The sequence below is a fragment of the Streptomyces sp. NPDC017979 genome, from assembly GCF_044328175.1.
Taxonomy (GTDB): domain Bacteria; phylum Actinomycetota; class Actinomycetes; order Streptomycetales; family Streptomycetaceae; genus Streptomyces.
The window spans coordinates 482644-507212 of sequence record NZ_JBIRGU010000005.1 but is presented as its reverse complement, the minus strand read 5'-3'; the positions used below and the strand labels follow the sequence as shown (position 1 = coordinate 507212).

Here is a 24569-nt window from a genome sequence, read left to right as displayed (position 1 = left end):
ACCGAATATCCGACCCCGGCCCGCTGGCCCCGCATCGGTGCGGGGCCCCGCCCGCACCCGCCGAACGGGCGAACCGACGCCCACCCCCCGACAAGCGCGCATCGGGAGCGGGGGGACGTGTCATCCAGGTAGAAAAGGTGCATGACGGGTACCGAGCGCTCCTTCGGGGCGGATGGTGGTGGGGCCCGGTCCGTGTTCGGGCTGCGGAGCGTGGTGGGGCAGATGTTCGTGCTCCAACTCGTCGTGGTGCTGCTGCTCGCGCTCGGGGCCGTCGTACTGCTGCTGGTCATGGCCCGGCAGGAGAGCAACCAGGAGGCCGGCAGCCGGTCGCTCGCGCTCGCGGAGGGGTTCGCGAAGGCGCCGGGGACCGCCGCCGCGATCGTCTCGCCGGATCCGACCGCCGTGCTCCAGCCGCGGGCCACGGAGGCCCGCAAGGGCGCCGGGGTGGACTTCCTCGTCGTGGTCAACCGGGAGGGCACCCGGCTCACCCACCCGCAGACCGAGAAGATCGGCAAGCGGTCCACCGCCAACCTGGAGCCCCTGCTCGCCGGGGAGACCGTGGTGGAGGAGTGGGTGGGCAGCCTGGGGCCGCAGGTCCGGGCGTACGTGCCGGTGCGCGGCCCGGACGGGACGATCGTCGGGGCGGTCGGGGCCGGGGTGACCGTCGCCCGCATCCAGTCCGCCGCCCGCGAGCAGCTCCCCGCGGTGCTGGGCGCGGCCGGCGGCGCGGTGCTGCTGAGCATCGGCGGGGCCGCGCTGCTCAGCCGGCGGCTGCTGCGGCAGACGCACGGGCTCGGGCCCACCGAGATCACCCGGTTGTACGAACACCACGACGCGGTGCTGCACTCGGTGCGCGAGGGCGTCCTCATCGTCGCCGGCGACGGCCGGTTGCGGCTCGCGAACGACGAGGCGCGCCGGCTGTTGGACCTGCCCGAGGACGCCGAAGGGCGGGAGGTGGCCGAGCTGGAACTGCCTCCGGGCGTCGCGGACCTGCTGGTGTCGGGGCGGGAGGCGACGGACGAGCTGTTCGAGGTGCGGGACCGGACGCTGGCGGTGAGCCAGCGGCCCACCGAGCAGGCCGGCAAGGGCTCGGCCGGGCGCCCCAACGGGCCGGCCGGCCGGGTCGCGACCGTACGGGACACCAGCGAACTGCTGGCGATGTCGGGGCGCGCCGAGGCCGCGCAGGGGCGCCTCCAGGTCGTGTACGAGGCGGGCATGCGCATCGGCACCACGCTGGACGTGCGGCGGACCGCGCGGGAGTTGGCGGCGACGACCGTCGGCCGGTTCGCCGACTTCGTCACCGTCGACCTCGCGGACGCCGTGCTGCGCGGCGAGGAGATCCACGGCACCCACGGCGAGGTGCGCCGGGCCGTCACCGCCGGCGTCGACGACGAAGCCCCGTTCTACCCGGAGGGCACGCCCGTCGTGTTCGACGCCACCACCCCGCAGGCCCGCGGCATGGCCACCGGCCGCACCGTCCTCCAGCCCGATCTGCGCGCCGACGGCGCGTGGCGGGCGCAGGACCCGAAGGGCTCCCAACGGCTCGTCGAGTACGGGGTGCACTCGCTGATCTCCGCCCCGCTGACCGCCCGCGGCACGCTGCTGGGCGCGGTCTGCTTCTGGCGCGCCGGCCGGTCCGCGCCGTTCGACGAGGAGGACCTGGCGCTCGCGGAGGAGGTCGCGGCGCGCGCCGCGGTCTCCCTCGACAACGCCCGCCGCTACACCCGCGAGCACACCATGGCCGTCACGCTCCAGCACAGCCTGATGCCGCGTTACCTCCCGGTCCAGGAGTCGGTGGAGGTCGCGTACCGCTACCTGCCGGCGCAGGCCGGGGTCGGCGGCGACTGGTTCGACGTCATCCCGCTGCCCGGCGCCCGGGTCGCGCTCGTCGTCGGCGACGTCGTCGGCCACGGGCTGCACGCGGCGGCCACGATGGGGCGGCTGCGGACCGCGGTGCACAACTTCTCCGCGCTCGACCTGCCGCCGGACGACATCCTGGGCCACCTGGACGAGTTGGTCGACCGGATGGACCAGGAGCGCACCCCGGCCGACAAGGGCCCCAACGTGACGGGTGCGACCTGTCTTTACGCGATCTACGATCCGATCACCGGCGACTGCGTCATGGCGCGCGCCGGCCATCCGCCGCCCGTGGTGGTGCACCCCGACGGCAGCGTCCACGTCCCGGACGTCCCCGTCTCTCCCCCGCTGGGCACCGGCAGCGGGCTACCGGTGGAGACGGCCCTGCTCCACCTGCCCGAGGGGGCGCGGATCGTGCTGTACACGGACGGGCTGGTCGAGCGCCCGGACCGGGACATCGACGTCGGCATCGGCCTGTTGCGGGACGCCGTCGCCGACCGGCCCGAGCTGGACCCGGAGGAGACCTGCCGGGCGGTGCTGGCCGCACTGCCGGGAGCGCAGCCGCGGGACGACGTCGCGCTGCTGGTGGCCCGTACCCACCGGTTGGCACCGGAGCGGATCGCCGAGTGGCGCGTGCCGTCGGACACCGCCGCCGTCGGTGCCGTACGGGCGGAGTGCGCCGCCCAGCTCCGCGCCTGGGGTCTCGAAGACATCGTCTTCACCACCGAGTTGATCCTCAGCGAGCTGATCACGAACGCGGTGCGCTACGCGGCGCAGCCCATCACCGTACGGATGATCCACAGCTCGTCGTTGATCTGCGAGGTCTTCGACGGCAGCAACACGGCACCGCACATGCGGCGGGCGGCGACCACGGACGAGGGCGGGCGCGGGCTGTTCCTGGTCGCACAGCTCGCGGTGCGCTGGGGCACCCGCTACACGAGTTGGGGCAAGGTCATCTGGACGGAACAGGCCCTGGAGGGCCCCGGCGCCCCCGAAGGCGGCCCGGACCTGGCGGACGCGCTGCTCGACCAGTGGAACTTTTGAGGGGGGGGTGGGGTTTGGTGGGGCGGGGACGATGGCCTCTGCGGCTTGGTGGTGGGTTGTTCGCGCAGTTCCCCGCGCTGTGCCCTGCGGGCCGCGCGCCTGACACTCCCGCCGCAGCCCCGCGGGAACGTTGGCCTCCACCGGCCGGTGGGGGGCTTGTCGCGCAGTTCCCCGCGCTGTGCCCTGCGGGCCGCGCGCCTGACACCCCGCCGTAACCCTGCGGGAGCATTGGTCTCCACCGGCCGGTGGTGGTTGCTCGCGCAGTTCCGCCCCCTCGGCCCCAGAGGGCCTGGGGGGACCCCCAGCGCCCCTAACTGCCCTCGCCGTAACCCCGCGGAAGCATTGGCCTCTACCGGCCGGTGGTGGGCTTGTCGCGCAGTTCCCCGCGCCCCTGTTGTGCTGCCCCAGTCACTTGCCTGCGGGCTGAAGGTGGGGGTTTAGGGGCGCTGGGGGTCCCCCCAGGCCCTCTGGGGCCGAGGGGGCGGAACTGCGCGAACAGCCCGCCGCACGGCGAGACCGCGGGCCTAGCGCGCGGCGGTGAGGGCGAGGGTCGCCACGGACAAGGCGAGGTAGCTGCCGGCGAAGGCGATGTTGTGGAAGACGGCGGCGCGGACGTGCACGGCGACCGCGCCGACGAAGAACAGGACGAGCCCCGTCGCGGCGGCCAGGCCGACGGCCGGGGCGCCCAGGAGCCCGGCGAGGAGGCCGACGGCTCCGGCGCCCTTGAGCGCGGCGAGCCAGGGTATCCAGTTCGGGAGGACCCCCACTTCGGCCGCGTTGGCCTGGACGTACTTGGGGTTGGCAAAGTCCATGACGACGTTTCCGACGGTGGCCAGGGCCGTGATGACGGTGATGATCACGTAGGCGGTGGACATGTGCCTGCCTCGTCTCTCCATGTGTTCCGGGTCGAGCGCAACGCTGCGCTTCCGGCCCCGCCGGCCGCAACGTTCGGCGGGGCCGGTGCGCTCTCTTCGACAAGGCTTCCCGAGCTCTTCCGCGGCGTCCAATACCTGCATCTATAACCTGGAGGCATGGATGTGGACACCCGGCTGCTGCGCTCCTTCGTCGCCGTGGCGGAGGAGGGGACCCTCACCCGCGCCGCGGAGCGGCTGTTCGTGTCGCAGCCGGCGCTGACCAAGCAGGTCAAGCAGTTGGAGGCGCTACTCGGGGTGCGGCTGTTCACCCGGTCCCGTACGGGCATGGCCCTCACGGAAGCGGGTCGCGCCCTGGCCGCGCGGGTGCCCGACCTGCTGGCCGACTGGGACCGGGCGCTGCGGGAGACGAAGGGCACCGCGAGCCTGGCGGGCCGGGTGCTCCGGGTCGGCTTCCTGGCCAGCGCCGCCAACGAGGCGACGCCGCGGATCATCGCGGAGTTCACCCGGCGGCGGCCCGGCTGGCGGGTGGACATGCGGCAGGCCACCTGGTCGCACCCGAGCGCGGGGCTCGCCGAAGGCGACGTCGACGTGGCCCTGTTGCGGCTGCCCTTCCCCGGCCAGGACGCCCTGCGCACGGCGGTGCTGTTCACCGAGCCCCGCTGGGTGGCGCTCCCCGAAGGGCACCCGCTGGCCGCGCAGGACGTGATCCGCTTCCGGGACCTGTGGGACGAGCCGTTCGTGGCCGCGCCGGAGGAGACCGACTGGTGGCGGGACCTCTGGCTGGCCGCCGACGAGCGCGAGGGCCGGCCGGTCCGCATCGGCGCGGTCACCGACCAGCCGGACGACTGGCTCAGCGCCATCGCCAACGGGTACGGCGTCGCCCTCGCGCCCGCGTCCGCCGCCCGCTTCTACGCCCGCCCCGGCGTCGCCTACCGCCCCGTCTCCGGCGTCAGCCCCAGTCAGGTCGGCGTCGCCTGGGCCCGCGACAGCGGTCCCGTCGTGCAGGACTTCGTCCGCTGCTGTCTGGACCGTACGTGGCCGGCGGAGTTCACGGACTGACCTCGGGGTGCTCGGTCACCTGCTCGTACCCCGGGTGCCCGGGCGCCCTGTCGTGCACGGGGCGTACGGCGTCGGGGCGCTCGCTCGCCGGCGTACGCCCGCGGCGGCGCAGCAGCCGGTAGCCGAGCGCCGCGGCGACGAGGTGGGCCGCGAGCACCGGCGGTGGGCTGCAGGGGCCAATGCTCCTGAGGCGCTACGGCGAGGTCCCGGGGGCGGGCCCGCAGGGCACGCGAGCCCAGCAAGATCTATCAGAAGCGGGCTAGTGCCGTGACCGGCAATGTTTGCCCGTGAGGAGTGTCGTCCGGTGCGTGCGATCGCAAGGCGGCCGGAAGCTCTGGTAGCGGTGGGGGTACCTCCCGTGCCCGCAGGGCACAGGGGGCCTACCAGGGGTTTCGGCCAACGCGGCGAGGGTGCGTGCCGGACGGGACGACAGGGCAAAGCTTGCCGGGAGGGGCACTAGGTCGGGCGGGGGGCGCGGTGGACCGTGAGGACGGCCACGTCGTCTTGTTGGCCGCCGCCGCCGGCGAAGGCACGGGCGTCGGCGCACAGCGCGGCCGGCAGCAGGTCCGGCAGCAGGCGCGCCCGGCGCGACAGTTCGCGTTCGACCGGGTAGAACGTGCCGTCCGCGGCACGCGTCTCCATCAGGCCGTCCGTGCTCAGCAGCAGCACCGCGCCCGGCGGGAACGGGAACGCGTCGACCGTCACCGGCTCGTCGGTGAGCGAGGTGAGTCCGAGGGGGAGGCCGGAGGTGAGCCGCGGCTCGGTCACGGCGCCACCGTGCAGCAGGTACGGCGGGACGTGGCCGCAGTTGACCGCCCGCGCATCCCCCCGCGGGCCGATGTCGACGACGAGCGCGGTGACGAACCGCTCGTCGTCGCCCGCCCGTTCGGCGCGGACGTTGTGCCAGGTGACGGAGGCGTCCAGGAAGTCCACCACCGCGGTCAGCTCCCGATCCCGCCGCGCCGCCGCGCGAAACGCGCCGATGACGGCGAACGCGGCGCCGACCGCCGGCAGCCCCTTGCCCTGCACGTCGCCGATCAGCACCCGGGTGCCCCAGGGGGACTCCACGACGTCGTAGACGTCGCCGCCGACGAGCCGGTCCTCCTGTAGGGGCTCGTACAGGCCGTCGACGACCACGTCCGCGGTGCCGAACGGGAGGGGCACCAGGATCTGCCGCTGCATCGCGCCGGCCACCGAGCGCAGCCGCAGCATCTCGCGCTCCCGCCAGATGCGCCGGTGGCAGGCGTACACCGAAGCGACGCCCAGGCAGACGGTGATCAGCACGATCAGCACCCGGTCCAGCCCCGTCGCGGCGCCGTCGACCGGCACCAGCACCACGACGGCGACCACGAAGGTGGTCCAGACGCAGACCATCACGGTCTGCCGCACGGTGCACAGCGCCGACGCCGCGCCCGGCAGGAACACCATGAACCCGACGAGCCACACCACCGAGTTGGCGACCGAGCCGAGCGCCATCACCAGCAGCGTCACCACGACCACGCCGATCAGCAGCTCTGCGGTGCTCGGCGGCTCGACGGTGTCCGGGGGGCGGGCCGAGCGCTGGCGACGGACGCGGGGCAGACGAATGCGGGGCACGGGCTCTCCGGATCGGCGGCGGACCCCGACCGCGGATCGGGCCGCCACGGGCAGTGGAGGTGTCAACGGGGGATCGTAACAGTGCATATCGCCGCACACGGGGCATCGGGCGGCCCGTGTACGGCACCCAGCGGCGTCCGTACGAGCACCTCGCGGCCCGGCCGCAGCCCGCCGTTGACCTCAAGTCAGGTTCAGGAAATAGCGTCGCGGCCCTACGACACGGACCCCTCGCGGAAGCGGAAGGCGGCACACCCCATGACCAAGCTCGCCCTGGACGGCCTCGGCCCCGTCGGCGTCACCCTGGACGTACGCGCCGACGGCGGCCACCTCGACGACGCCGCCCTGCTGGAGGACCTCGGCTACTCGGCGCTCTGGGTCGTCGGCGGCCAACTGGCGACCCTGGACCCGCTGCGGGACGTCGTCCGGGCGACCGGGGCCGTCCCCGTCGGCAGCGCGATCATCCCCGCGCAGGTGTACTCGCCCGCGGACGTGGTCGCGCTGCGCCGCGACGTGGAGGCCGTCGACCCCGGGCGGTTGATCACCGGTCTCGGCGGTGCGCACGGCGCCCGTCCGTTGCGCACGATGAACGCCTTCCTCGACGAGTTGGACGCCGCCGACCCGCCGGTCCCGGCCGACTCCCGCGTGCTGTCGGCCCTGGGCCCGCGGATGTTGGAGCTCGCCCGGGACCGCGCGGCCGGCGCGCTGCCCCTGCTGGTCACCCCGGAGTTCACCGCGCAGGCCCGGCAGGTGCTCGGCGCGGAGGCGAAGCTCATCGTCATGGAGTACGTCGTCCTCGACGAGGACCCGCAGCGGGCCCGGGACGCGGCCCGTGAGCCGATCAGCTTCCTGAGCCGGGTCGGCGGTTACCCGCAGAACCTGCGCCGGATGGGGTTCACCGACGAGGACATCGCGCAGACCAGTGACCGGATGATCGACGGACTCGTCGCGTGGGGCGACGTCGACGCCGTCGCCGCCCGGGTCGGCCGACACCTCGAAGCCGGCGCCGACCAGGTCGTCCTCGTCGTCCAGCCGACGGGTTCCGACGCCTCCCTCCAGGCCCAGTGGCGGGCGCTGGCGAAGGCCCTCATCCCCTGAAGTCGGCGCCGGGGGGCCGCGGGGACGGGCCTGTGAACAGCGCGTGACCGTGTCACAGCGGCTTCACAGCCCCGTCATGACCAGGTGCGATACCGGTCGGACGGCGGCTGGAGGCGGCATGCTCATGGACAACGGCGACGACGCCGGGGGTCCTCCCCCACCCGTGCCCACAGGGCTACGGGGGAGAGCACCGCGTCGAGAACTCACCCACGAGCCAGAAGGACGTGCCTCCCCATGAAGAAGTCCCTGCGCAGCGCCATCGCCCTCGCCTCCGTCCTGACCGTCGGACTGCTCAGCACCGCCTGCCAGAAGGACGACGGGGCGTCCTCCGCCCCGACCAAGGCCGCCGGTACGGAGCAGAGTTCGGAGCAGAAGACCGGGGACACGGGCTCGGCGCCCGCCGCCGACCGGGGCGGCAGCGCGCAGTCCGACGCGAAGGGCGGCGCGAAGGAGGCCGAAGGCGGCAAGGACGGCTCCGCGCCGCAGGCCGCCGGCGGCGGCAAGGACGGCTACGGGCAGGTGTGCGGCAGCAACGACCTGATCTGGAAGGTCACCGCGAAGTCCCAGGCCGGCGGGTACGACGAGATCAGCGTCCGGGCCCAGAAGGGCATCACCTGCGTGCTGCCCGCGGACCTCCCGGTCGTCGCCTTCGGCTCCGACGGCATCGAGGCCGGCCCCGCCGAGCAGTCCGCCGGGGCGCCGATCACGCTGAGCGGCAGCAAGACGGCGTACGCCGGCGTCAACCCGAAGACCACCAACGACGACCACGGCGTCGAGTTCGCCTCGATGGTCGTCGCCGTGGCCAAGGGCGACCCGGACCCGGTCTCCCTCGCCATCGACAGCGTCCTGGTGGACAGGCCGGTCGTCAGCAGCTGGCACACGGACCCGGCGAAGGCCGTCCCGTTCGGCTCCTGAGCCCGTCCTGAGCGCCGGTGTCGCGCCCGTCTGCCCGCCTGCCCGCTTGCCTGCCTGCGCCTCCCGAGCGTCAACACACCTGCCGGTACGGGACGTCCGGCAGGTACGTGCGCCAGTCCTCCCGCGACAGTCCGCCCCCGGCGCGCTTGCAGACGGCCGCCGTCAGCCGCCCCGGGTCGACCGCATGGGCCTGGATGCCGCTGTACGCGCCCACGCTGTGCACCGTGCGGCCGTCGGCGGTGAAGGCCACCGCCACCACGCGGTCGCCCGGCGTCGGCAGCGGCGAACCCAGCGGCTGGCCCGACGCCACGTCCCAGAGCTGGAGCGTGCCGCTGTCGCCGGCCAGCGCCAACGTCCCGCCGTCGGGCGAGAAGGCCAGCGCCGTCACCGCTTCGACCGTGCCCCGGCGCGCCGCGTTCTGCGTGCCGACCAGGGCCCCGTGCCGCTTGCGGACGTCGCCGTCCCACAGGGTCACCCCGCCCGCGCTGTCCCCGGCCGCCAGCCGGTCCCCGGCCGGGCTGAAGGCGAACGCGCTGGCGTCGTCCAGGTTGGGGCTGCGCGCCGCCGTCAGGCCCGACGGCATGTCGAAGAGGTACCGGGGCGTGACGACCAGGCGGCCGTCGGGGCGCGCCAGGAGCCGGTGCGGGTGGTCGGTGGTGGCGCCGGACACCGTGGCGTGGGACGTGGACTGCGTGTCGGGCCGGGCCCGCTGCCGCCGGTCCAGGTCCCAGATGTCGAGGGCGTCCATGCCGTACCGGGTGATCAGCAGGGACCGTCCGTCCGCGGTGAAGGCGAGCCCGGTCATGGGCAGCTTCGCCGAGTGGGGCGGTCGGGGGTCCACCAGCGGCGGGGCGGGCGCGTCGGTCCGTACGTCCCAGAGGGTGGGGTTGCGGAACTCCGCGGGCTCCTCGGTCCCGTGCAGGGTCGTCCTGCCGTGCACGAGGGTCCGGCCGTCGGGGCTGAGCGCGAGCAGGGTGTGGCAGTCCATTCCGAGTACGGCGTTCTCGCCCTTCGCGCACCGGACCCCGGGGGTGCGGGCGATCCGGCGGCCGTCCGGAACTCCGTACACCTCGACGAAGGACGTGCTGCCCCGGCGGCGTTCGACCGCGAGGGTGCGGCCGTCCCGGCTGAACACGCCCTTGCCGGACGGTTCGCGGCTCCACGCGGAGCTGATCGCGTGCCCGTAGGAGACGGTGCGCACGACGGTGTCCATGCGGTGGCGCTTGGTCACGTAGCGGATCACCCCGGCCGCCGTGTCGACCCGCAACTCGGTGGGGACCTCGTTGGCGAGGGGGAAGCGGAACACCGGCTTCCCGGGTGCTGACAGCCGCCAGAGCAGGATCTCGCGGCTGTCCGCCGCCACCACGAACCGCCCGTCGGAGCTGGTCACCGCCTCGGTCAGGAGGGCGTGCCGGATCCGGGCGCGCTCCCGCCCGGTGGCCGGGTCCCAAAAGCGCAGCCCGTCGGCGGACCGCGCCATGAGGGTGTCGCCGTCCCCGGTGAACTGGGGACTCTCCGCGGCGCAGGCGCCGCGCCACGTCACCGGCAGCTTGCGGCCCTCGCGGACGTCCCAGAGTTGCAGGGGCGCCCGCTCCACCCGCCTGCGGTCGTCGGGCCACTCGGGACACAGCGCCAGCAGGCGGGAGTCGGGGCTCATGGCCCACATCGGGCCGGTGCCCGTCGACCGCTCGAACACCACCCGCCCGGTGCGCAGGTCCCGGAGCGTCAGGCTGCCCCCGCTGGAGTCGATCTTCGTCTCCACGAAGGTGCGGCTGTCGGGTGCGTAGGCGACGCCCCACTTGTTCGTCCGCAACGGGGCGCCGACCGGTTTGCCCGCCACCAGGTCCCACGCCTGGACGTCGTACTTCGGCGGGCTCTCGCCCCAGGTCCTGAGGGCCGCCGTGCGCCCGTCCGCAGTGATCCCCGCCACCGAGGTGCGGTCGTCGAGCGGGACCAGCGGCCCGAGCGCCTTGTGCGTGGTGACGTCCCACGCCCGTATGCCGGACACGTCGGTGGTGACGGCCGTGCGCCCGTCCGAGCTGAGGCGGAGGGGGGCCGAGGCGTTGCCGTAGTCCACCGTCTCGGCCCCGTCCGGCACGTCGTACGTGTCGGTCTCCGGCTGCGTGAACGCGCCGAGCAGGGCCGAGCGGGTCTCCGTCGTCTGCTTCAGCCGCCATGCGGTCAGGCCCAGTTGCATCGCCAGCACCGGATCGGCCGCCCGCACGCCCTGCGCCAGCGACGCCATCCGCCGGGCGGCCGACTCCTCGCGCTGGCGCTGGCTGGTGCGCCCTTCCCGCCAGGCCGTGTCCACCGCCACCACGGCGAGCACGACGAGCACCGCCAGCGTGGCGACCACCGCGCGGCGCCCCCACCGGGACCGGCTGCGGGCCGTGCTGCTGGCCCGGAGGTACTCCGACTCCTGCGGCGTCAGCTCCCGTCGGTGCCGGCGCGCGGCGAAGGTGGACTCGAACTCGTCCAACTCGCCGCCGCGCAGCAGCGCTCCGCCGTCGCGCCGGCGGGCCTGCCAGTTGTGGGCCGCCTGGGCCAGGCGCCGGTGGCGGCGCAGCCGCTCGCGGCTCTCGTCGATCCAGCCGCGCAGCCGCGGCCAGGCGGTGATCAGTGCCTCGTGGGCCAGGTCGACGGTGTCCCGGTCGAGGGTGACGAGCCGGGCGCGGGCCAGCCGGTCGAGGACGGTGTGGGCGTCGGATCCGGGCCCGTGCGGGACGAGTTCGGGGCGCCCGACGGGGCGGCGGGTGTCCGGGACGCCGTCGCCCGGGGTGATCAGGCTGAGCAGGATGCGGCGGGCCTCGTCGGCCTGGTCGGGGGTGAGCTGGGCGTACAGGTCCTCGGCGGTCTGCACGATGGCGCCGTGCAGCCCGCCCGCGGCGCGGTGGCCCTCCAGGGTCAGGGTGCGGCCCCGCCGCCTGCGCCAGGTCTCCAGCAGGGCGTGCGAGAGGAGCGGCAGGCTGCCGGGCTCGCCGGCGACCTCCTCCACCAGGCGGGCGGTCAGGGCGCGTTCGACGACGAGCCCGGCGGCGGCAGCGGGCTTGACGACCGCCTCGCGCAGCTCCGCCGCGGTCAACGGGCCCACCGGCAGCGCGGCTTCCTTGACGGCGGCGGCCAGCTCGGGGTGGGCCAGGCAGTGCCCGTAGAAGTCGGCGCGCACGCCCAGCACCACGCGCAGCCCGCTGTCGTCCCGGCGCGCCGCGAGCAGGGCGGCGAGGAACTCGGCCCGCTCCCCCGCGTCCGAGCAGAGCGTGAACGCCTCCTCGAACTGGTCCACGACCAGCCACGTCTCGCCCGGTCCGGCGGCGGGCACGAGCAGTTCGCCGCGGGAGCGCATCGGGTGCTCGCCGGGGGTGAAGATCCGCAGGGCGGCCGGGGCGGCGGGCGAGGTGCGCAGCCGCGGGATCAACCCGGCGCGCAGGAGGGACGACTTGCCGCTGCCGGACGGTCCGAAGACGACGGTGAAGCGGTGCGCGGCGACCAGTTCCACCAACTCGTCGGTGAGCCGTCCGCGGCCGAAGAAGAGGGCTTCGTCCTCCGGTTCGAAGCGGGCGAGGCCCCGGTAGGGCGGCGCGGCGCCCTCGTCCCGGGCGCCGCAGGCGAGGTGTTCCTCCTCGGCGGAGCGCCAGCGGTCCTCCCACTCCTGCGCGTCGCCGCCGCACGCGTCGACGTACGCCAGCGCGACGGGCAGCGTCGGCAGCTTCTCCCCGGCGGCGGCCTGGGAGAGCGCCGTCACCGAGTACCCGGTGCGCCGGGCCAGTTCCCGGTACGAGAGCCCGCCGGCCTCCCGGCGCAGCGCCCGCAGCCCGTCCGCGAAGCGCGGCACCGGCCCCGCTGCCGGGTCGAGCACCTTCTCCGGTCTCCCCACACCGTCCCCGTTCATCCGTTCAAGGCACCGTTGATCGAAGCACCGTTGATCAATGCACTGCCGATCAACGCACCACTGATCGAACCACGGCTGATCAACGCACCGCCCACGCTAGGAAGTCCCGTCGCACCGCCACAAGAGCCCCTCCAGTCACACGATGGCAGTTGTTTAGCCGTACGGAACGGGGCTGCTGAACAACTCGCGGGCCGGTGGACTGCTGATCGCAAGCACCGCAGCGATGCGGTACGAGCGTCGGCCCGGGCCCGTTCCCCCAGCTTTGGTGAGCCCGGGCGCGGCAGCCACAACCCCTGGTCCGCAAGGACGTGGCGGCCCGGGCCGGCGCACGGCTCTCTACCGGGAGAAGACCTTTGTACAAATCCCCCCGACCGTCCGCAGGGACGTCCCCCCAGCCGTCGGCGCGGCCGAACCGCCGCCGTACGGGGGCCCTCGCCCTCGCCACCGCGGTCGCGGCCCTCGCCACCGGCGTGGCCGCCCCGGCCGGCGCCTCGTCCCCGGGCGGCAAAGGCGACGGAGAACCAGTCCGCGCGAGCAAGCCGACCGGCCCCCTGAAGGACGTCACGCTGATCACCGGTGACCGGGTGTTCATCGACGCCAAGGGCAAGCCCGTCCGCATCGAGCCCGGCTGGGGCCGCCATGACGTCCCCATGCTGGTGCGCACCGCGGGCGGACGCACCCACGTGGTGCCCGCCGACGCGGAGCGCCTGCTCGCGACCGGCAAGCTGGACCGGCGGCTGTTCGACCTGACCGAGCTGACCCGCCCCGAGACGGTCGCCGCCCAGCGCGGCGGCGTCAAGGTGATCGTCCAGTACGACGGCGCCGCGCCGACCGCCCGCAAGGAGGTGCGCGCGGCGGACGGCAGCACCGTCCGCAAGGCCCTCAGGTCGCTGAACGCGGAGGCCGTCCAGACCCCGGCGAAGGAAGCCGGGGAGCTGTGGTCCGCGCTGACCGACCCACGGGGCGCGAGCTCCGCGCGGGGCGCGACCGGCTCCCGCGCCGCCGTCAACGCCCCCGGCGTCAGCCGCATATGGCTCGACGCCGGCCGCAAGGCCACCCTGGACAAGAGCGTGCCGCAGGTCGGCGCGCCGAAGGCGTGGGCGGGCGGGTACGACGGCAAGGGCGTCAAGATCGCCGTACTCGACACCGGCATCGACACCACGCACCCGGACCTCGCGGGCAAGGTGGTGGCCGAGCAGAACTTCACGACGACCGCCGACGCCAAGGACCGCAACGGGCACGGCACCCACGTCGCCTCCACCGCGGCCGGCAGCGGCGCCAAGTCCGGCGGGGCCCACAAGGGCGTCGCCCCCGGCGCCCAGCTACTCAACGGCAAGGTGCTCGACGACTTCGGCTGGGGCAGCGACTCCGAGGTCCTGGCGGGCATGGAGTGGGCCGTCGCCCAGGGCGCCGACGTGGTGAACCTCAGCCTCGGCAACGACGACACCCCGGGGATCGACCCGCTGGAAGCGGCCGTCAACGCGCTCTCCGCCAGCAACGGCGTCCTCTTCGCCGTCTCCGCGGGCAACAGCGGCCCCACCGCCGGCAGCGTGGGCTCCCCGGGCAGCGCCGAGGCCGCCCTCACCGTCGGCGCGGTCGACGACGCCGACGCGCTGGCCGAGTTCTCCAGCCGCGGGCCTCGCGTCGGGGACGGCGGAGTCAAGCCCGACGTCACCGCGCCCGGGGTGGCCATCACCGCGGCCGCCGCGCCCGGCAGCCTCCTCGCCGAGCGGTACGGCCAGAACCCCGACGGCTACATGTCGATGGAAGGCACCTCGATGGCGGCCCCGCACGTCGCCGGCGCCGCCGCGATCCTCAAGCAGCGGCACCCGGGGTGGACCCACACCGAGCTGAAGGGCGCGCTCACCGGCTCCGCGAAGCAGGGCGCGTACGGCGTCTTCGAAGGCGGCGCCGGCCGCATCCAGGTCGAAGCGGCCCTGAAGCAGGGCGTGTTCTCCGAGCCCGGCGCCGTCGGGTTCGCCAAGGCCCAGTGGCCGCACGCCGACGACCCGGTCCAGACGAAGAAGGTCACCTACCGCAACTCGGGCGACAAGCCGGTCACGCTCGCCCTCACCCTCGACGCCCGCGACCCCAAGGGCCAGCCCGCCCCGGCCGGGTTCTTCTCGCTCGGCGCCGACAAGGTGACCGTCCCCGCGGGCGGCACCGCCTCGGTGGAGCTGACCGCGGACACCCGCCCCGGCGGCACCGTCGACGGCATGTACTCGGCGCAGGTCCTCGCGGCCGGCGACGGGCAGAGCGTGCGCACCCCCGCTGTGGTGGAGCGCGAAGTCGAGTCGTACGAAGTGACGTTCCAGCACACCGGCCGCGACGGCCAGCCCGCCACCAGCTACTCGACCAGCGTGGACGGCGTCGAACCGGGCCTGTGGGACAAGAGCGCGCATCTGGACGAGACCTCGCCCACGAACAAGGTCCGGCTGCCGAAGGGCACGTACTACCTCGGCTCCTTCATCAGCGACTCCGCGCCGGCCCGGACGAGCAACCTGCTGGTCCAGCCGGAGCTGAAGATCACGGGCCCCCAGACGGTGACCCTCGACGCGCGGGCGGCGAAGCCCGTGGACATCACCGTGCCGGACGCCGCCGCGAAGCTGGACAGGGTCTCCGCGACCTTGTCGTACCAGCAGGGCGAGTACGACCGCAGGGGGTTCTTCGCGCTGGAGTCCTTCTCCGACCTGCGCCTCGCGCACATCGGCCCGCCGGTCACCGGTCGCGCCTCCCACCTGTGGTCGGGGACGTGGACCAACGGCGCGACGGACTACGTCGTGACGACCGGCAGCAGCGGGGACCGCTTCCCCACCGGCTACGTGCGGCACCTCACCGCGGGTGACCTGGCCACCGTGAAGGTCGGCCTCGGCGCCTCCGCCCCGGGCAAGAGCGGCGCCCTCTTCCCCATGGGCACCGTCCCCGGCGTGCCGTCGTCGCCCTTCTCGTACGGCTCGCCGGCCCGGCCGCTGCCCGAGCTGCGGACGCTGCACCTGTCGACGCTGGACCGGGCGCGCTGGGAGATGGGCTACCAGCAGGTCGTCTCCGACCCCCAGGGCTGGATCACCGAAGCCTCGTTCGCACCCCAGGGGCCCAAGGAGTACCGCGGCGGACAGACCTACCGCGAGGACTTCAACACGGCCGTGACCAGCCCCCTGTTGGGCGCCCCGTACGGCCTGTTCCGCAAGGGGAACGAGGTCTACGGCGACGTACGCCTCTTCTCCGACGGCCAGGGCCACCCGGGCCGCTCGCTCCACAAGTCGGCGCGGACCACGCTCCTGCGCAACGGGGTGCAGGTCGGGGAGAACACCGACGCCCTGGACCGGGCCCCGTTCGCCGTGCCCGCCGACGACGCCAAGTACAAGCTGTCGACGTCGGTGACGCGCGACCCCGCGTTGTCGAAGACCTCCACGCGGATCGACGCGACCTGGGAGTTCCGCTCGAAGCAGACCGCGACCGAGACGCCGCTCCCCGCGTCCACGGCCCGGTTCGCCCCCGACGTCGCCCTCGACGGCACCGCTCCGGCCGGCCAGGTCCAGCAGGTCCCGCTGACCGTGCAGGGCACCGCGGCCGGCGGCAACCTCAAGTCCCTGACGGCGTACGCCTCGTACGACGGCGGCAAGAGCTGGCAGAAGCTGCCCGTGAAGCAGGGCAAGGCGACCGTGCGCACCCCGGACGCCGGCAAGTCCATCGCCCTGCGCGCCGTCCTCGTCGACAAACAGGGCAACCGCTCGACGGTGGACGTCCACGACGCGTACCTCGGCAAGTGACGCGCTAGCGGACGTATATGGGGGCGGCGTGCGGACCGGGCACGCCGCCCCTTCCGCTTGCGCGGCAACGCGGTGGCACGGCCACGCCGTGCCGGGTGCGCAAAGTCGGCGCCCGCGGCCCGCGCAAGAACGGCGCGCAGGCTACGGACCCAGCCGGCGGACCACGACGCCCAGGACCTGGTCCACCGGGCAGGGGCCGTGGTTGCGGGAGTCGTCGCTGCGCGGGCCGTCGCCGACGGCCGCGAGGTGGGCCGGTGGGACCGGTGCGCCGGCGAAGGGGTCGCCCGCGAGCGCCACGGCCCGTTTGATGAACCACTCGGTGGCGGCCAGGTCCCCGGTGACCGGGGGCCGGTCGCGCCACGAGGTCTCCAGGTCGGGCTGGGCGACCACCACGATGTCGCCCCGGCGCAGGCCGCGCGCACCGCGCCGGATCAGCACCCGGTCGCCGTCGGTCAGCGCGGGCTCCATGCTGGGGCCGCGTACGGTCACGGCGACGTAGCGCCGGCGCACCCGCCACACGGCCACCGCGGCCACCGCCGCGCCCGCGCACAACACCAGGCCCGAGATCGCGGGGCGCCTCATGCGACCCGCCCGTCCCGGAGCTCCACCACCCGGTCGCAGCGGGCCACCACGTCCTTGTCGTGGGTGGCCAGCACCACCGTCGTGCCGAGCCGGTCACGCAGCCCGAGGAGCAGTTCGAGGACCTCCGTGCCGGACGCGGAGTCCAGGTTGCCGGTCGGCTCGTCCGCGAGGATCAGCCGGGGGTCGCCGATCAGGGCGCGGGCGACGGCCACCCGCTGCTGCTGCCCGCCGGACAGCTTCGCGGGCAGGGACTCCTCCCGGCCGGCCAGCCCCACCGACGCCAGCAGTTCGCGCGCCTTGGCGCGGCGGTCGAAGTCGACCCGGTACGGCAGCACGGGCGCGATGACGTTGTCCAGCGCGGTGAGCGCCGGCAGCAGGTGGAAGCGTTGGAAGACGAAGCCCACCCGTCGCCGGTACGCGGCGAGTTCCGCCCGCTTCAGCGCGGTGACGCGCTGCCCGGCCACGTCGATCGTGCCGGCGTCGGGCTGCTCCAGCGCCCCCAACAGGTACAGCAGGGTGGACTTGCCGGAGCCCGACGGGCCGGTCAGGGCTACCGTCTCGCCCTCTTCGATCCGCAGGTCCACGTCGGCGCAGGCGTGCACCGGCGCACCGGAGTCGGCGGCGTACGTCTTCACCAGCCCGCGCACCTCCACCAACGCCCCCGACTCCGACGGCCCCGGCTCCAACGGTCCCGGCTCCGACCGCCCCGCCTCGTCCGTACGGTCCCCGCTCCCGCTCCCCGAGTCGCTCACACCGCCACCTCCTCGTCCTCGTCCTCGTCCTCGATGTATCCCGATGCCTGGAGCGCGAAGAGCCGCGCGTACTCCCCGCCGACGGCCACGAGTTCGGCATGGCTGCCCGACTCCCCGATCCTTCCGTCCGCCAGCACCACGATGCGGTCGGCCCGGCGCACGGTGCCCAGCCGGTGGGAGATCAGCAGGCTCGTCGTGCCCGCGCGGTGCGCCCGCAGCCGCTCGTGCAACTGCTGCTCCGCCGCGGCGTCCAGGCCCGCGGTCGGCTCGTCCAGGACGAGCAGGTCCCGGCCCTCCCGCAGCAGCGCGCGGGCCAGGGCGAGCCGCTGCCACTGCCCGCCGGACAGGGCCACCCCCGCCGACGGCTTCCCCGTCTCCGCGTCGTCCGGCTCGGGAAAGGTGCGGGAGAGCAACGTGGCGTAGCCGCGCGGCAGTTCGCTGAGGAAGCCGTGGGCGTCGGCGCGCCGGGCCGCGTCGGCGATCCGCTCGGGGTCCCCGAGGTGGCGCAGGTCCCCGATGCCGATGTTGTCCGTCGCCGACAGGTCGTACGCCACCCGGTCCTGGAACACCGCGCTGATCCGGTCCCGCAGCTGCGCCGGGTCCAGGTCGCGCACGTCGGTGCCGTCCCAGCGCACCGTGCCCCGCGTCGGGTCGTACAGCCGGCAGGCCAGCTTGACCAGGGTGGACTTGCCGGCGCCGTTGAGCCCGACGAGGGCGATGGACTCGCCGCGCGCGATCGTCAGGCTCACCCCGCGCAGCACCCAGGGCCCGTCGTCGCGGTAGCGGAACCAGATGTCGTCGAACTCGATGCGGTCCGCGAGCGGCGCCACGGGCAGCGGGTCGGGGCGCACCGGCAGATCGGCGGGGAGCCGGTTCACCTCCACGTAGTGCCGGAACGTCAACAGGCTGTGGTAGCCGCCGCTGACGTGGCTGATGGTGACGGACAGCGCCCCCTGCACCCCGGCGGACGCGGCGAGGTACGCCGACACGTCCCCGACGCCGAACCGGCCCGCCAGCGCGCCGTGGACCGTCCACGCCAGCCCGCCGGCCGCGATGAGCGCGCCGAGCACCGCGGGCGGCGACTGGAGCGCGAGCACCCGTCGGTCGTGCTGCTCCTCCGCCGCGTTGATGTCCCGCGTCTCGGTGTCCATCCGGCCGAGCAGGAACCCGCCGGCGCCGAACAGCCGCACTTCCTTGACCGCGGAGACGTTCAACATCAGCTCCTGGTAGAAGAGCTGGCGCCGGTTGCGCGGGCTGATCTCCCACGTCAGCGCGGCCTGTCTGCGGGTCAGGGAGACCTGGACCAGCAGCGCGGGCACCGCCGCGGCGATCGTCACGGCCGTCAGCCACGGGGAGACCGCGGAGAGCACCGCGATCATCCCCGTGACCGCGATGGCCTGCTGGACGAGGCCGAACATCGCGCTGGTGATCTGGCCGGGCGCGCTGATCGTCGAGTCCTGGGCCAGCCGCAGCCGGTCCAGGAACGCGGGGTCCTCGAAGCGCGCCAGCCCGACGAACCCGTTGACCTTGCCGTACAGGCGGCGCTGGGCCAGGTGCGCGATGCCGCGTTGCAGCCGGACTTCGGTGTACGTCGCCACGAACGGCAGGACGACGGCGAGCGCGGCGACCGCGCCGATGCCGGCCGCGAGCGCCATCGGGTCGGGCCCGGGGGCGTCGCGGCCGTACTGGAGCGCGTCGAAGAGCCACTTCGTCAGGAGCGTCGCCGCGGCGGGCAGCAGCCCCTGCGCCACGGTCAGCAGGACCTGGCAGCCGAAGGTGACCGGGCCGGCGCGCCAGGTCAGCTCCAGCGCGGCGGCGGCGCCGGTGGCGAAGCCGCGCGCGCCGCCGAGCCGGTCCGCCCCGGTCTCGCTCCGGCCTCCGCTCACGCCGGCAGGCGGTCCAGCACCGGGTTGGTGCCGGCCTCGGCGTAGGTGACGGTGCCGTCCGGGTCGACCATGACGGTGGTGGGCGTGGCCCGGACCGCGTACCGCGTGGACAGGGGTCCCGCGGACTCCTCCCGCACCACGGTCGCGACCCCGGCCAGCGGCGCGGTCATCTCGGCGGCCGCCGCGTCGTCGCTGCCGGCGATCACCACGACGATCTGGGCGGCGTCCATCCCGGTGCGCCGGGCGAACTCGGGCAGGTCGCCGGCCGCGGTGACGCAGACGGAACACTCGGTGGACAGGAACGTCAGCGCCGCTTCCCGGCCCACCAGGCCGTCCGACGTCACCGGCGTCCCGTCGGTGGCGACCGCGGTGAACGAGGGCAGCGGTTCGCCCGTCGGCGGGCCCGACTTCGGGTTCTCGTACGTCCCGGACCGGATCTTGCGCTCCTCCTCGTGGCGGCGCAGCCGCCGGATGACGGCGAGGACCAGCACCAGGTTCAGCGCGGTGACGGCTCCCAGCAGGAGCAGTCCCAGGGACAGATAGACCATGCCGCTTCCCTTTCGTGAGGTGAGATCGGACGTCAGTGAGAGCGGGACGGGTGGGTCAGGGGCCGGCCACCAGGTCGACGATGTCGTCGAAGAAGGCGGTCACCAGGGTGATCACCGCCGCGGTGACGACGCACAGGACGACGGCCGGCAGCTCCGGCGACGCGTCCGAAGCCGCGCCGACGCCCGCCAGCCCCAGGACCGCGAGGCCCAGCAGGGGCGCGTTGCGCACGACGTGCCGTCGGCCCAGCCGTGCGGTGGGGCGGCCGAAGCAGCCGCACGGGACCTGGGTGCGGGAGACGGTGGCCCAGGCGGCGACGGCGGTGAACCCGGCGGTGAGCACGGCGGCGACGACGAGCCCGGGCCGTACCGTCTGCACCGGCCCGAGCAGCGCGAGCCCGGTGGCTCCCTCCGCCGCGATCAGGGCGAGCGCCGCCGGCCGGGCCAGCTTGCGGGGGCGGGGACCCAAGCGGCGCAGGAGGCCGTCCAGCATCTCCCGGCTCTCCTGGAAGGAGCGCGCCTTGGCGACCGCGGACACCAGGAGGACCCCGGCGAGCGCGAGTCGGGCCGTCAGCACCGCGTACGTCACGATCGTCACTCCTCCGCCAGCAGCCGCGCGGCTGACCTGCGCCGCTGCACCAGTACGGGAACCAGGCCGGCCGCCGCGGACAGCGCCGTGCCCGCCGCGACCACCCCGGCGGCCGGCACGAGCAGTTCGCCCGCCCCGCCGGCCGGCGCCAGCCACAGCGCGGCGGCCCCGCCGAGCAGCGCGCCGGCCGTCGAGCCCAGCAGTCCGATGAACGCGCCCTCCAGCAGCACCAGTCGGGTCGTCACGCCCTCGCCCCAGCCGACCGCCCGCAGCAGGGCGAACTCGGACGCCCGGTCCTGCACCCCGAGGTACATCACGTCGCCCACCGCCACCGCGGACAGCAGCACCATCGTCACGACCGCGGCGACGTCGGTGGAGCGCACCTGCACCGAGACCGTCTCGCCCAGCAGCGAGCCGGCGAGGGTGCCTTCGAAGGTGGCGGTGGCGGCGAGCAGGAGCAGCGTCGCGGCGGCCGCGGTGGCGACGGCCGCGGCACCCAGCAGGCTGCGGCCCCGGGCGCGTACGGCACCGGCCAGCGCCATGCCGGTGACGCCGGCGAACATCCGGGCCCGCCGCCCGGTGGTGACGGCCGGCCGCAGCGCGGTGACGGGCTGGACGCGCGCGGCGAGCCACGCCGGCACCGCCCCGCTGACCAGCGCCACGACCAGGGCGACCGGCACGGCGAGCAGCGCCCGCACCACCGGTACGTCGATGTCGAGGGCGAGGCCGACGCCCCAGGCCACGGCCGTCCCGAGCGCACCGGCGACCGTACCGAGCAGCAGCAGTTCCCCGAGGACGACGGCGAACACCTGCCGGCGGCGCCAGCCGACGGCGGCGAGCAGTCCGAGTTCGGCGCGGCGCGAACGCACCGACGCCGCGGCCGCGTTGGCGACGAACAGCGTGCACACCACCAGCACCAGGGCCAGCAGGAGCAGGGACTTGGCGTCGGACGCCTCGATGATCCGGGCGGCGACGTTCTTCTTGCTCCACCATTCGGTGAGCCGCAGTTCGGGCCGCCCGTTCTCCCCGGCGGGCAGCACCACGGTGCGCGCCTCGGGCGACGAGCCGAGGACGACGTCCACGTGCAGCCCGGTGCGCGCGCGGATCGCCTCGGCGGTCACCCGCACCCGCTCCCGGGAGACCTCGTCGGCGCCGGTCACGCCGGCGACCTTCACCCGGATCGCGGAGACCGGCGCGAGGGTCTGCTTGTGGGACAGGTATCCGTAGTCGGCGAGCCAGCGCACCGACTCCATCGAGACGAGCACGAGCGGGGGTTGCTGGATGTACGCGGTGGGCGAGGACGCCGGTCGCAGCGCCCCGCCCTTCAGCAGCTTCCGGGAGCGCTCGTCGGCGCCGGACAGCGCGGGTTCCCCGTACGTGCCGAGCGGCAGCCGGGCGGCGGAGTCGAATTCGGGCAGCCGCCGGGGGTCGAAGGTGCCGACGGTCTTGGGGAGGATGGTCTCCCCGGTCGCGCCGTCCTGGTCCTGCGGCCGGAGCTTGCGGAACCAGAGGTCCCGGCCGTCGAGCGGCAGGACCGTGCCGACCTTCTCGGGCCGCTCGACGGGGCGGGGCCGCAGGGTGCCGTCGGCGGCCCGTTCGTGGGTGACGGGCCCGGTGACCTCGAAGTAGCCGGCGCCGTTCTGGTGCACCTCGCCGACGGGGTGGATCTGGTGGCGGGCCGCGGCGTCGTACTCCTCGTCCAGCAGCGGACGGTCGGCGCCGCGGGCGGTGAGGGTCAGCCCCAACTTCAGCTCGCCGACGGTGCGTTCGGAGCGGAGCGTCTGCATCACCGACGCCGGGCCGTACGCCGGGGCGGGCCGCAGCCGGCCGGGCTTCTCCGTGGTCAGGTACTGCCCCTTCGTGACCGCGTCGTCGAGCCCGAAGAGTTCGGCCTCCGCCTTCGGGTCGACACCGGCGACGAGGTACGACACGGGGAAGTCGGTGTACACCTTCGTCGACGGCCCGTACGGCGGCTGCGTGAGCCCCTCGGGCGGGTCGATGTAGGTGGCCCCCGCCCAGGTCAGACACTTCACGGACTCGACGAGCCGGGTGGTGCCGGCCGCCTCCCGCGCCGGGCCCTTGCACACCTCGCGGCGCTCGCCCGAGGGCAGCACCTCCAAGTAGCGGCTGGTGTGGAGCACGGTGGAGTTGCCCCCCGAGGTGTCCTGCGACGCCAAGGGCCCCGGCCGGGCCTCCAGCGGGTAGGGGGTGATGAAGACGGTGATCGGCTTCTCCCTGACGGTCGACAGCCCCCGGTCGTACCGCCAGACCCGGTTCAGGTCGAACGTCCCCCGGGTGCCCTTCGGCACGAGGTCCGCGAGGTCGACCACCACCCCGCTCTGGTCCGCCTGGTGCCCGAGCACGGCGAGCGGCGCCGCGACCTGCACCCCCGGCGCCTTCCGCACGGCGGCGGCCTGCTCCAGGGTGATCCCGCCGTACACGTCCGAGAGCGAGTTGGGCCGGACCAGCCCCTCGTCCTTCTCCAACTCCTGCACCGCGCCCTCGGGCCGCACGAGGATGTCGTAGGCCCCGCGGTTCTTGGCGATGATCCCGGTCACGGTCAGCCGGCTGGACTCCGTCGTCGCCGTCAGCACGACGAACGACGACACCGCCACCAGCATCCCGGCGAGGAGGGCCACGGACCGGGCCCAGTGACGCATCAAGTGATGCCGCATCAGACGGAACATGGCCCCCCTCTGTTCGGTTCAGCTAGCGGTCACCGTGCGGAAGGGCGGATCAGCAGGTCAGCAGCCCGCAGTTCTTCCAGGGCCCGCAGTACACCGTGGGACAGGCACTGCCGCCCACGTAGCAACACCGTCGCTGCAACCGGTTGGACACGCAGACCTCCCGCGTGTAGGCGGTCGCACACCGGCCGGGGTCGCAACGCCCGGCGCAGGGATCCTCAGCGGCCCACGCCTCGGTCTCGGGGGCCAGTCTGCTCAGCAGGGTGTCACCGAGTCGGTTCAGGAACTTCACGGGTTCGCCTCTCTCGTCGGTCGTGCACCGTGGCGGTTCTGACGGCCCGAGTCCCCGCGCTCGCTGGGAACCCGGGACGGCGCGTCCATCGTGAACGCGCATTGGAGTAGACCATTCACTACGAGTCACGACAACGGGGCGATCGGCATTGTGATCGAGGTGTGACCGGAGTCACGTAAGGGGCGGGGAGCTACTCAAGTTCCGTTCGCACCAAGGGGTTTGCGCCAAAAACCCGCGGGCGCGGGCCCCGCCCACCGGCCGAGACCTGCGGTTCTGCCGGACGGGTGGATGTGCAAGGCGCATGGGTGACTCGTGCGGCACGTCGGCTTGACACCTCCCGAGCAGTGGCAGGGATGGCGTGATCGAACGTGCTCGAAGAGGAGTGGGACGACGTGGTGATATCGAACAGGGCGAGGTTCGTGGCGGCGGGACTGCTGGCGGGACTGCTGACCGTGTTGGCCGTCCCGGGGTCGGCACGGGCCTCGTCGACCGCGCCGCGCGCGGAGGCGTGCTCGACGTCGACGGGGCCGTACCAGAAGCAGGTCGAGAAGCACTTGGGGCTGCCGGTGGACGGGCGGCAGTCCGCCGCGGACTGCGCGGCGATCGCCGCGTTCCAGCGCGAGCACGGGATCGAACCGGCCGACGGGTACGCCGGCCTGTACACCCATCGCGCGGTGATGTGGCAGCAGGCGCTGGCCGAAGGCGCGGCGATCAAGGGCTGCCCGGACACCGACGGGGTGGTGGTGTGCATCGACAAGAACCGGCAGGTCCTGTGGGTGGAGGACGCGGGCCGGGTGGTCTTCAAGCCGGTGCCGGCGCGTACCGGAAAGCCCGGGTACGGCACCCGCACCGGCTGGTTCGAGATCTTCGACCGGGTGAAGGAGTTCTGGTCCGACCTGTACGACGGGCCGATGCCGTTCGCCCAGTTCTTCAGCGGCGGGCAGGCCCTGCACGCCAGCTACCGCCCGATCTTCGAGGACCCCGGCTCGCACGGCTGCGTGAACCTGCGGTACGACGACGCCAAGGCGCTGTGGAACAAGTTGAAGCTGGGTGACGAGGTGTACGTGTGGGGGACGCGGACCGGCGACTGAGACCGGTGCACTACGGGCGGATCAGCGCGGGCGCTCAGCGGGCCGGTC

General features: G+C 74.1%; 16 protein-coding genes. 6 read left to right on the top strand and 10 right to left on the bottom strand.

Features of this window, described 5'->3' with window-relative positions; all coding sequences use genetic code 11:
* The first annotated feature begins 141 nt into the window (after positions 1 to 141).
* Positions 142 to 2901, top strand: coding sequence for a SpoIIE family protein phosphatase (locus ACH4E8_RS17750; protein ID WP_398449083.1), 2760 nt, complete (start codon positions 142 to 144; stop codon positions 2899 to 2901).
* Between the two features lie 524 nt (positions 2902 to 3425).
* Here ACH4E8_RS17750 and ACH4E8_RS17745 read toward each other — a convergent pair.
* Positions 3426 to 3776, bottom strand: coding sequence for a DoxX family protein (locus tag ACH4E8_RS17745; RefSeq protein ID WP_398449081.1), 351 nt, complete (start codon positions 3774 to 3776; stop codon positions 3426 to 3428).
* A gap of 156 nt (positions 3777 to 3932) precedes the next feature.
* Here ACH4E8_RS17745 and ACH4E8_RS17740 point away from each other — a divergent pair, with 156 nt between their 5' ends.
* On the top strand, positions 3933 to 4835 hold the full coding sequence (locus ACH4E8_RS17740; protein WP_398449079.1) for a LysR family transcriptional regulator: 903 nt from the start codon (positions 3933 to 3935) through the stop codon (positions 4833 to 4835).
* On the opposite strand, the gene ACH4E8_RS17735 is transcribed toward ACH4E8_RS17740, so the two are convergent.
* Positions 4825 to 4992 carry a hypothetical protein gene (locus tag ACH4E8_RS17735; protein ID WP_398449078.1) on the bottom strand — a complete coding sequence of 56 codons (168 nt, stop codon included), beginning with the start codon at positions 4990 to 4992 and terminating at the stop codon, positions 4825 to 4827. The two genes, ACH4E8_RS17740 and ACH4E8_RS17735, sit on opposite strands and share 11 nt — an antisense overlap.
* A 299-nt stretch (positions 4993 to 5291) precedes the next feature.
* On the bottom strand, positions 5292 to 6431 hold the full coding sequence (locus ACH4E8_RS17730) for a PP2C family protein-serine/threonine phosphatase (protein WP_398449076.1): 1140 nt from the start codon (positions 6429 to 6431) through the stop codon (positions 5292 to 5294).
* Between the two features lie 255 nt (positions 6432 to 6686).
* Between ACH4E8_RS17730 and ACH4E8_RS17725 the strand changes: the two genes are divergently transcribed.
* Together ACH4E8_RS17725 and ACH4E8_RS17720 are read left to right on the top strand one after the other, a co-directional pair.
* Positions 6687 to 7526 (top strand): TIGR03620 family F420-dependent LLM class oxidoreductase, encoded by an 840-nt coding sequence (locus ACH4E8_RS17725; protein WP_398449074.1) that lies wholly within the window; start codon positions 6687 to 6689, stop codon positions 7524 to 7526.
* Between the two features lie 234 nt (positions 7527 to 7760).
* Entirely contained in the window at positions 7761 to 8441 is a 681-nt protein-coding gene (locus ACH4E8_RS17720; protein WP_398449072.1) for a DUF4232 domain-containing protein, read from the top strand.
* 70 nt (positions 8442 to 8511) lie between these two features.
* Here the strand turns inward: ACH4E8_RS17720 and ACH4E8_RS17715 are convergent, their stop codons facing one another.
* Entirely contained in the window at positions 8512 to 12330 is a 3819-nt protein-coding gene (locus ACH4E8_RS17715) for a helix-turn-helix domain-containing protein (protein WP_398449070.1), read from the bottom strand.
* A gap of 353 nt (positions 12331 to 12683) precedes the next feature.
* Here ACH4E8_RS17715 and ACH4E8_RS17710 point away from each other — a divergent pair, with 353 nt between their 5' ends.
* Complete coding sequence (locus ACH4E8_RS17710) at positions 12684 to 16100, top strand: S8 family serine peptidase (protein ID WP_398449068.1); 3417 nt, start codon at positions 12684 to 12686, stop codon at positions 16098 to 16100.
* A 141-nt stretch (positions 16101 to 16241) separates the two neighbouring features.
* Here the strand turns inward: ACH4E8_RS17710 and ACH4E8_RS17705 are convergent, their stop codons facing one another.
* The 6 genes from ACH4E8_RS17705 to ACH4E8_RS17680 are packed head-to-tail and all read right to left on the bottom strand — an operon-like array spanning position 16242 to position 23129.
* Positions 16242 to 16682, bottom strand: coding sequence for a S26 family signal peptidase (locus ACH4E8_RS17705; protein WP_398449066.1), 441 nt, complete (start codon positions 16680 to 16682; stop codon positions 16242 to 16244).
* The gene (locus ACH4E8_RS17700; protein WP_398449064.1) at positions 16679 to 17434 is read right to left on the bottom strand and encodes an ABC transporter ATP-binding protein; all 756 of its coding nucleotides are present in this window, start codon (positions 17432 to 17434) and stop codon (positions 16679 to 16681) included. The genes ACH4E8_RS17705 and ACH4E8_RS17700 overlap by 4 nt, the downstream gene beginning before the upstream one ends.
* Positions 17431 to 19320 (bottom strand): ABC transporter ATP-binding protein, encoded by a 1890-nt coding sequence (locus ACH4E8_RS17695; protein ID WP_398449062.1) that lies wholly within the window; start codon positions 19318 to 19320, stop codon positions 17431 to 17433. The genes ACH4E8_RS17700 and ACH4E8_RS17695 overlap by 4 nt, the downstream gene beginning before the upstream one ends.
* Positions 19317 to 19868, bottom strand: a complete 552-nt coding sequence (locus ACH4E8_RS17690) for a TlpA family protein disulfide reductase (RefSeq protein ID WP_398449060.1) — start codon at positions 19866 to 19868, stop codon at positions 19317 to 19319. Before ACH4E8_RS17690 ends, ACH4E8_RS17695 begins: the two co-directional genes overlap by 4 nt.
* A gap of 55 nt (positions 19869 to 19923) precedes the next feature.
* A complete protein-coding gene (locus ACH4E8_RS17685) occupies positions 19924 to 20454 on the bottom strand; it encodes a MauE/DoxX family redox-associated membrane protein (RefSeq protein WP_398449058.1) in 531 nt (176 codons plus the stop codon).
* A gap of 5 nt (positions 20455 to 20459) precedes the next feature.
* Positions 20460 to 23129, bottom strand: a complete 2670-nt coding sequence (locus tag ACH4E8_RS17680) for an FtsX-like permease family protein (RefSeq protein ID WP_398449056.1) — start codon at positions 23127 to 23129, stop codon at positions 20460 to 20462.
* A 696-nt stretch (positions 23130 to 23825) separates the two neighbouring features.
* Here ACH4E8_RS17680 and ACH4E8_RS17675 point away from each other — a divergent pair.
* Positions 23826 to 24521, top strand: coding sequence for a L,D-transpeptidase (locus ACH4E8_RS17675; RefSeq protein WP_398449227.1), 696 nt, complete (start codon positions 23826 to 23828; stop codon positions 24519 to 24521).
* Positions 24522 to 24569 lie beyond the last annotated feature (48 nt).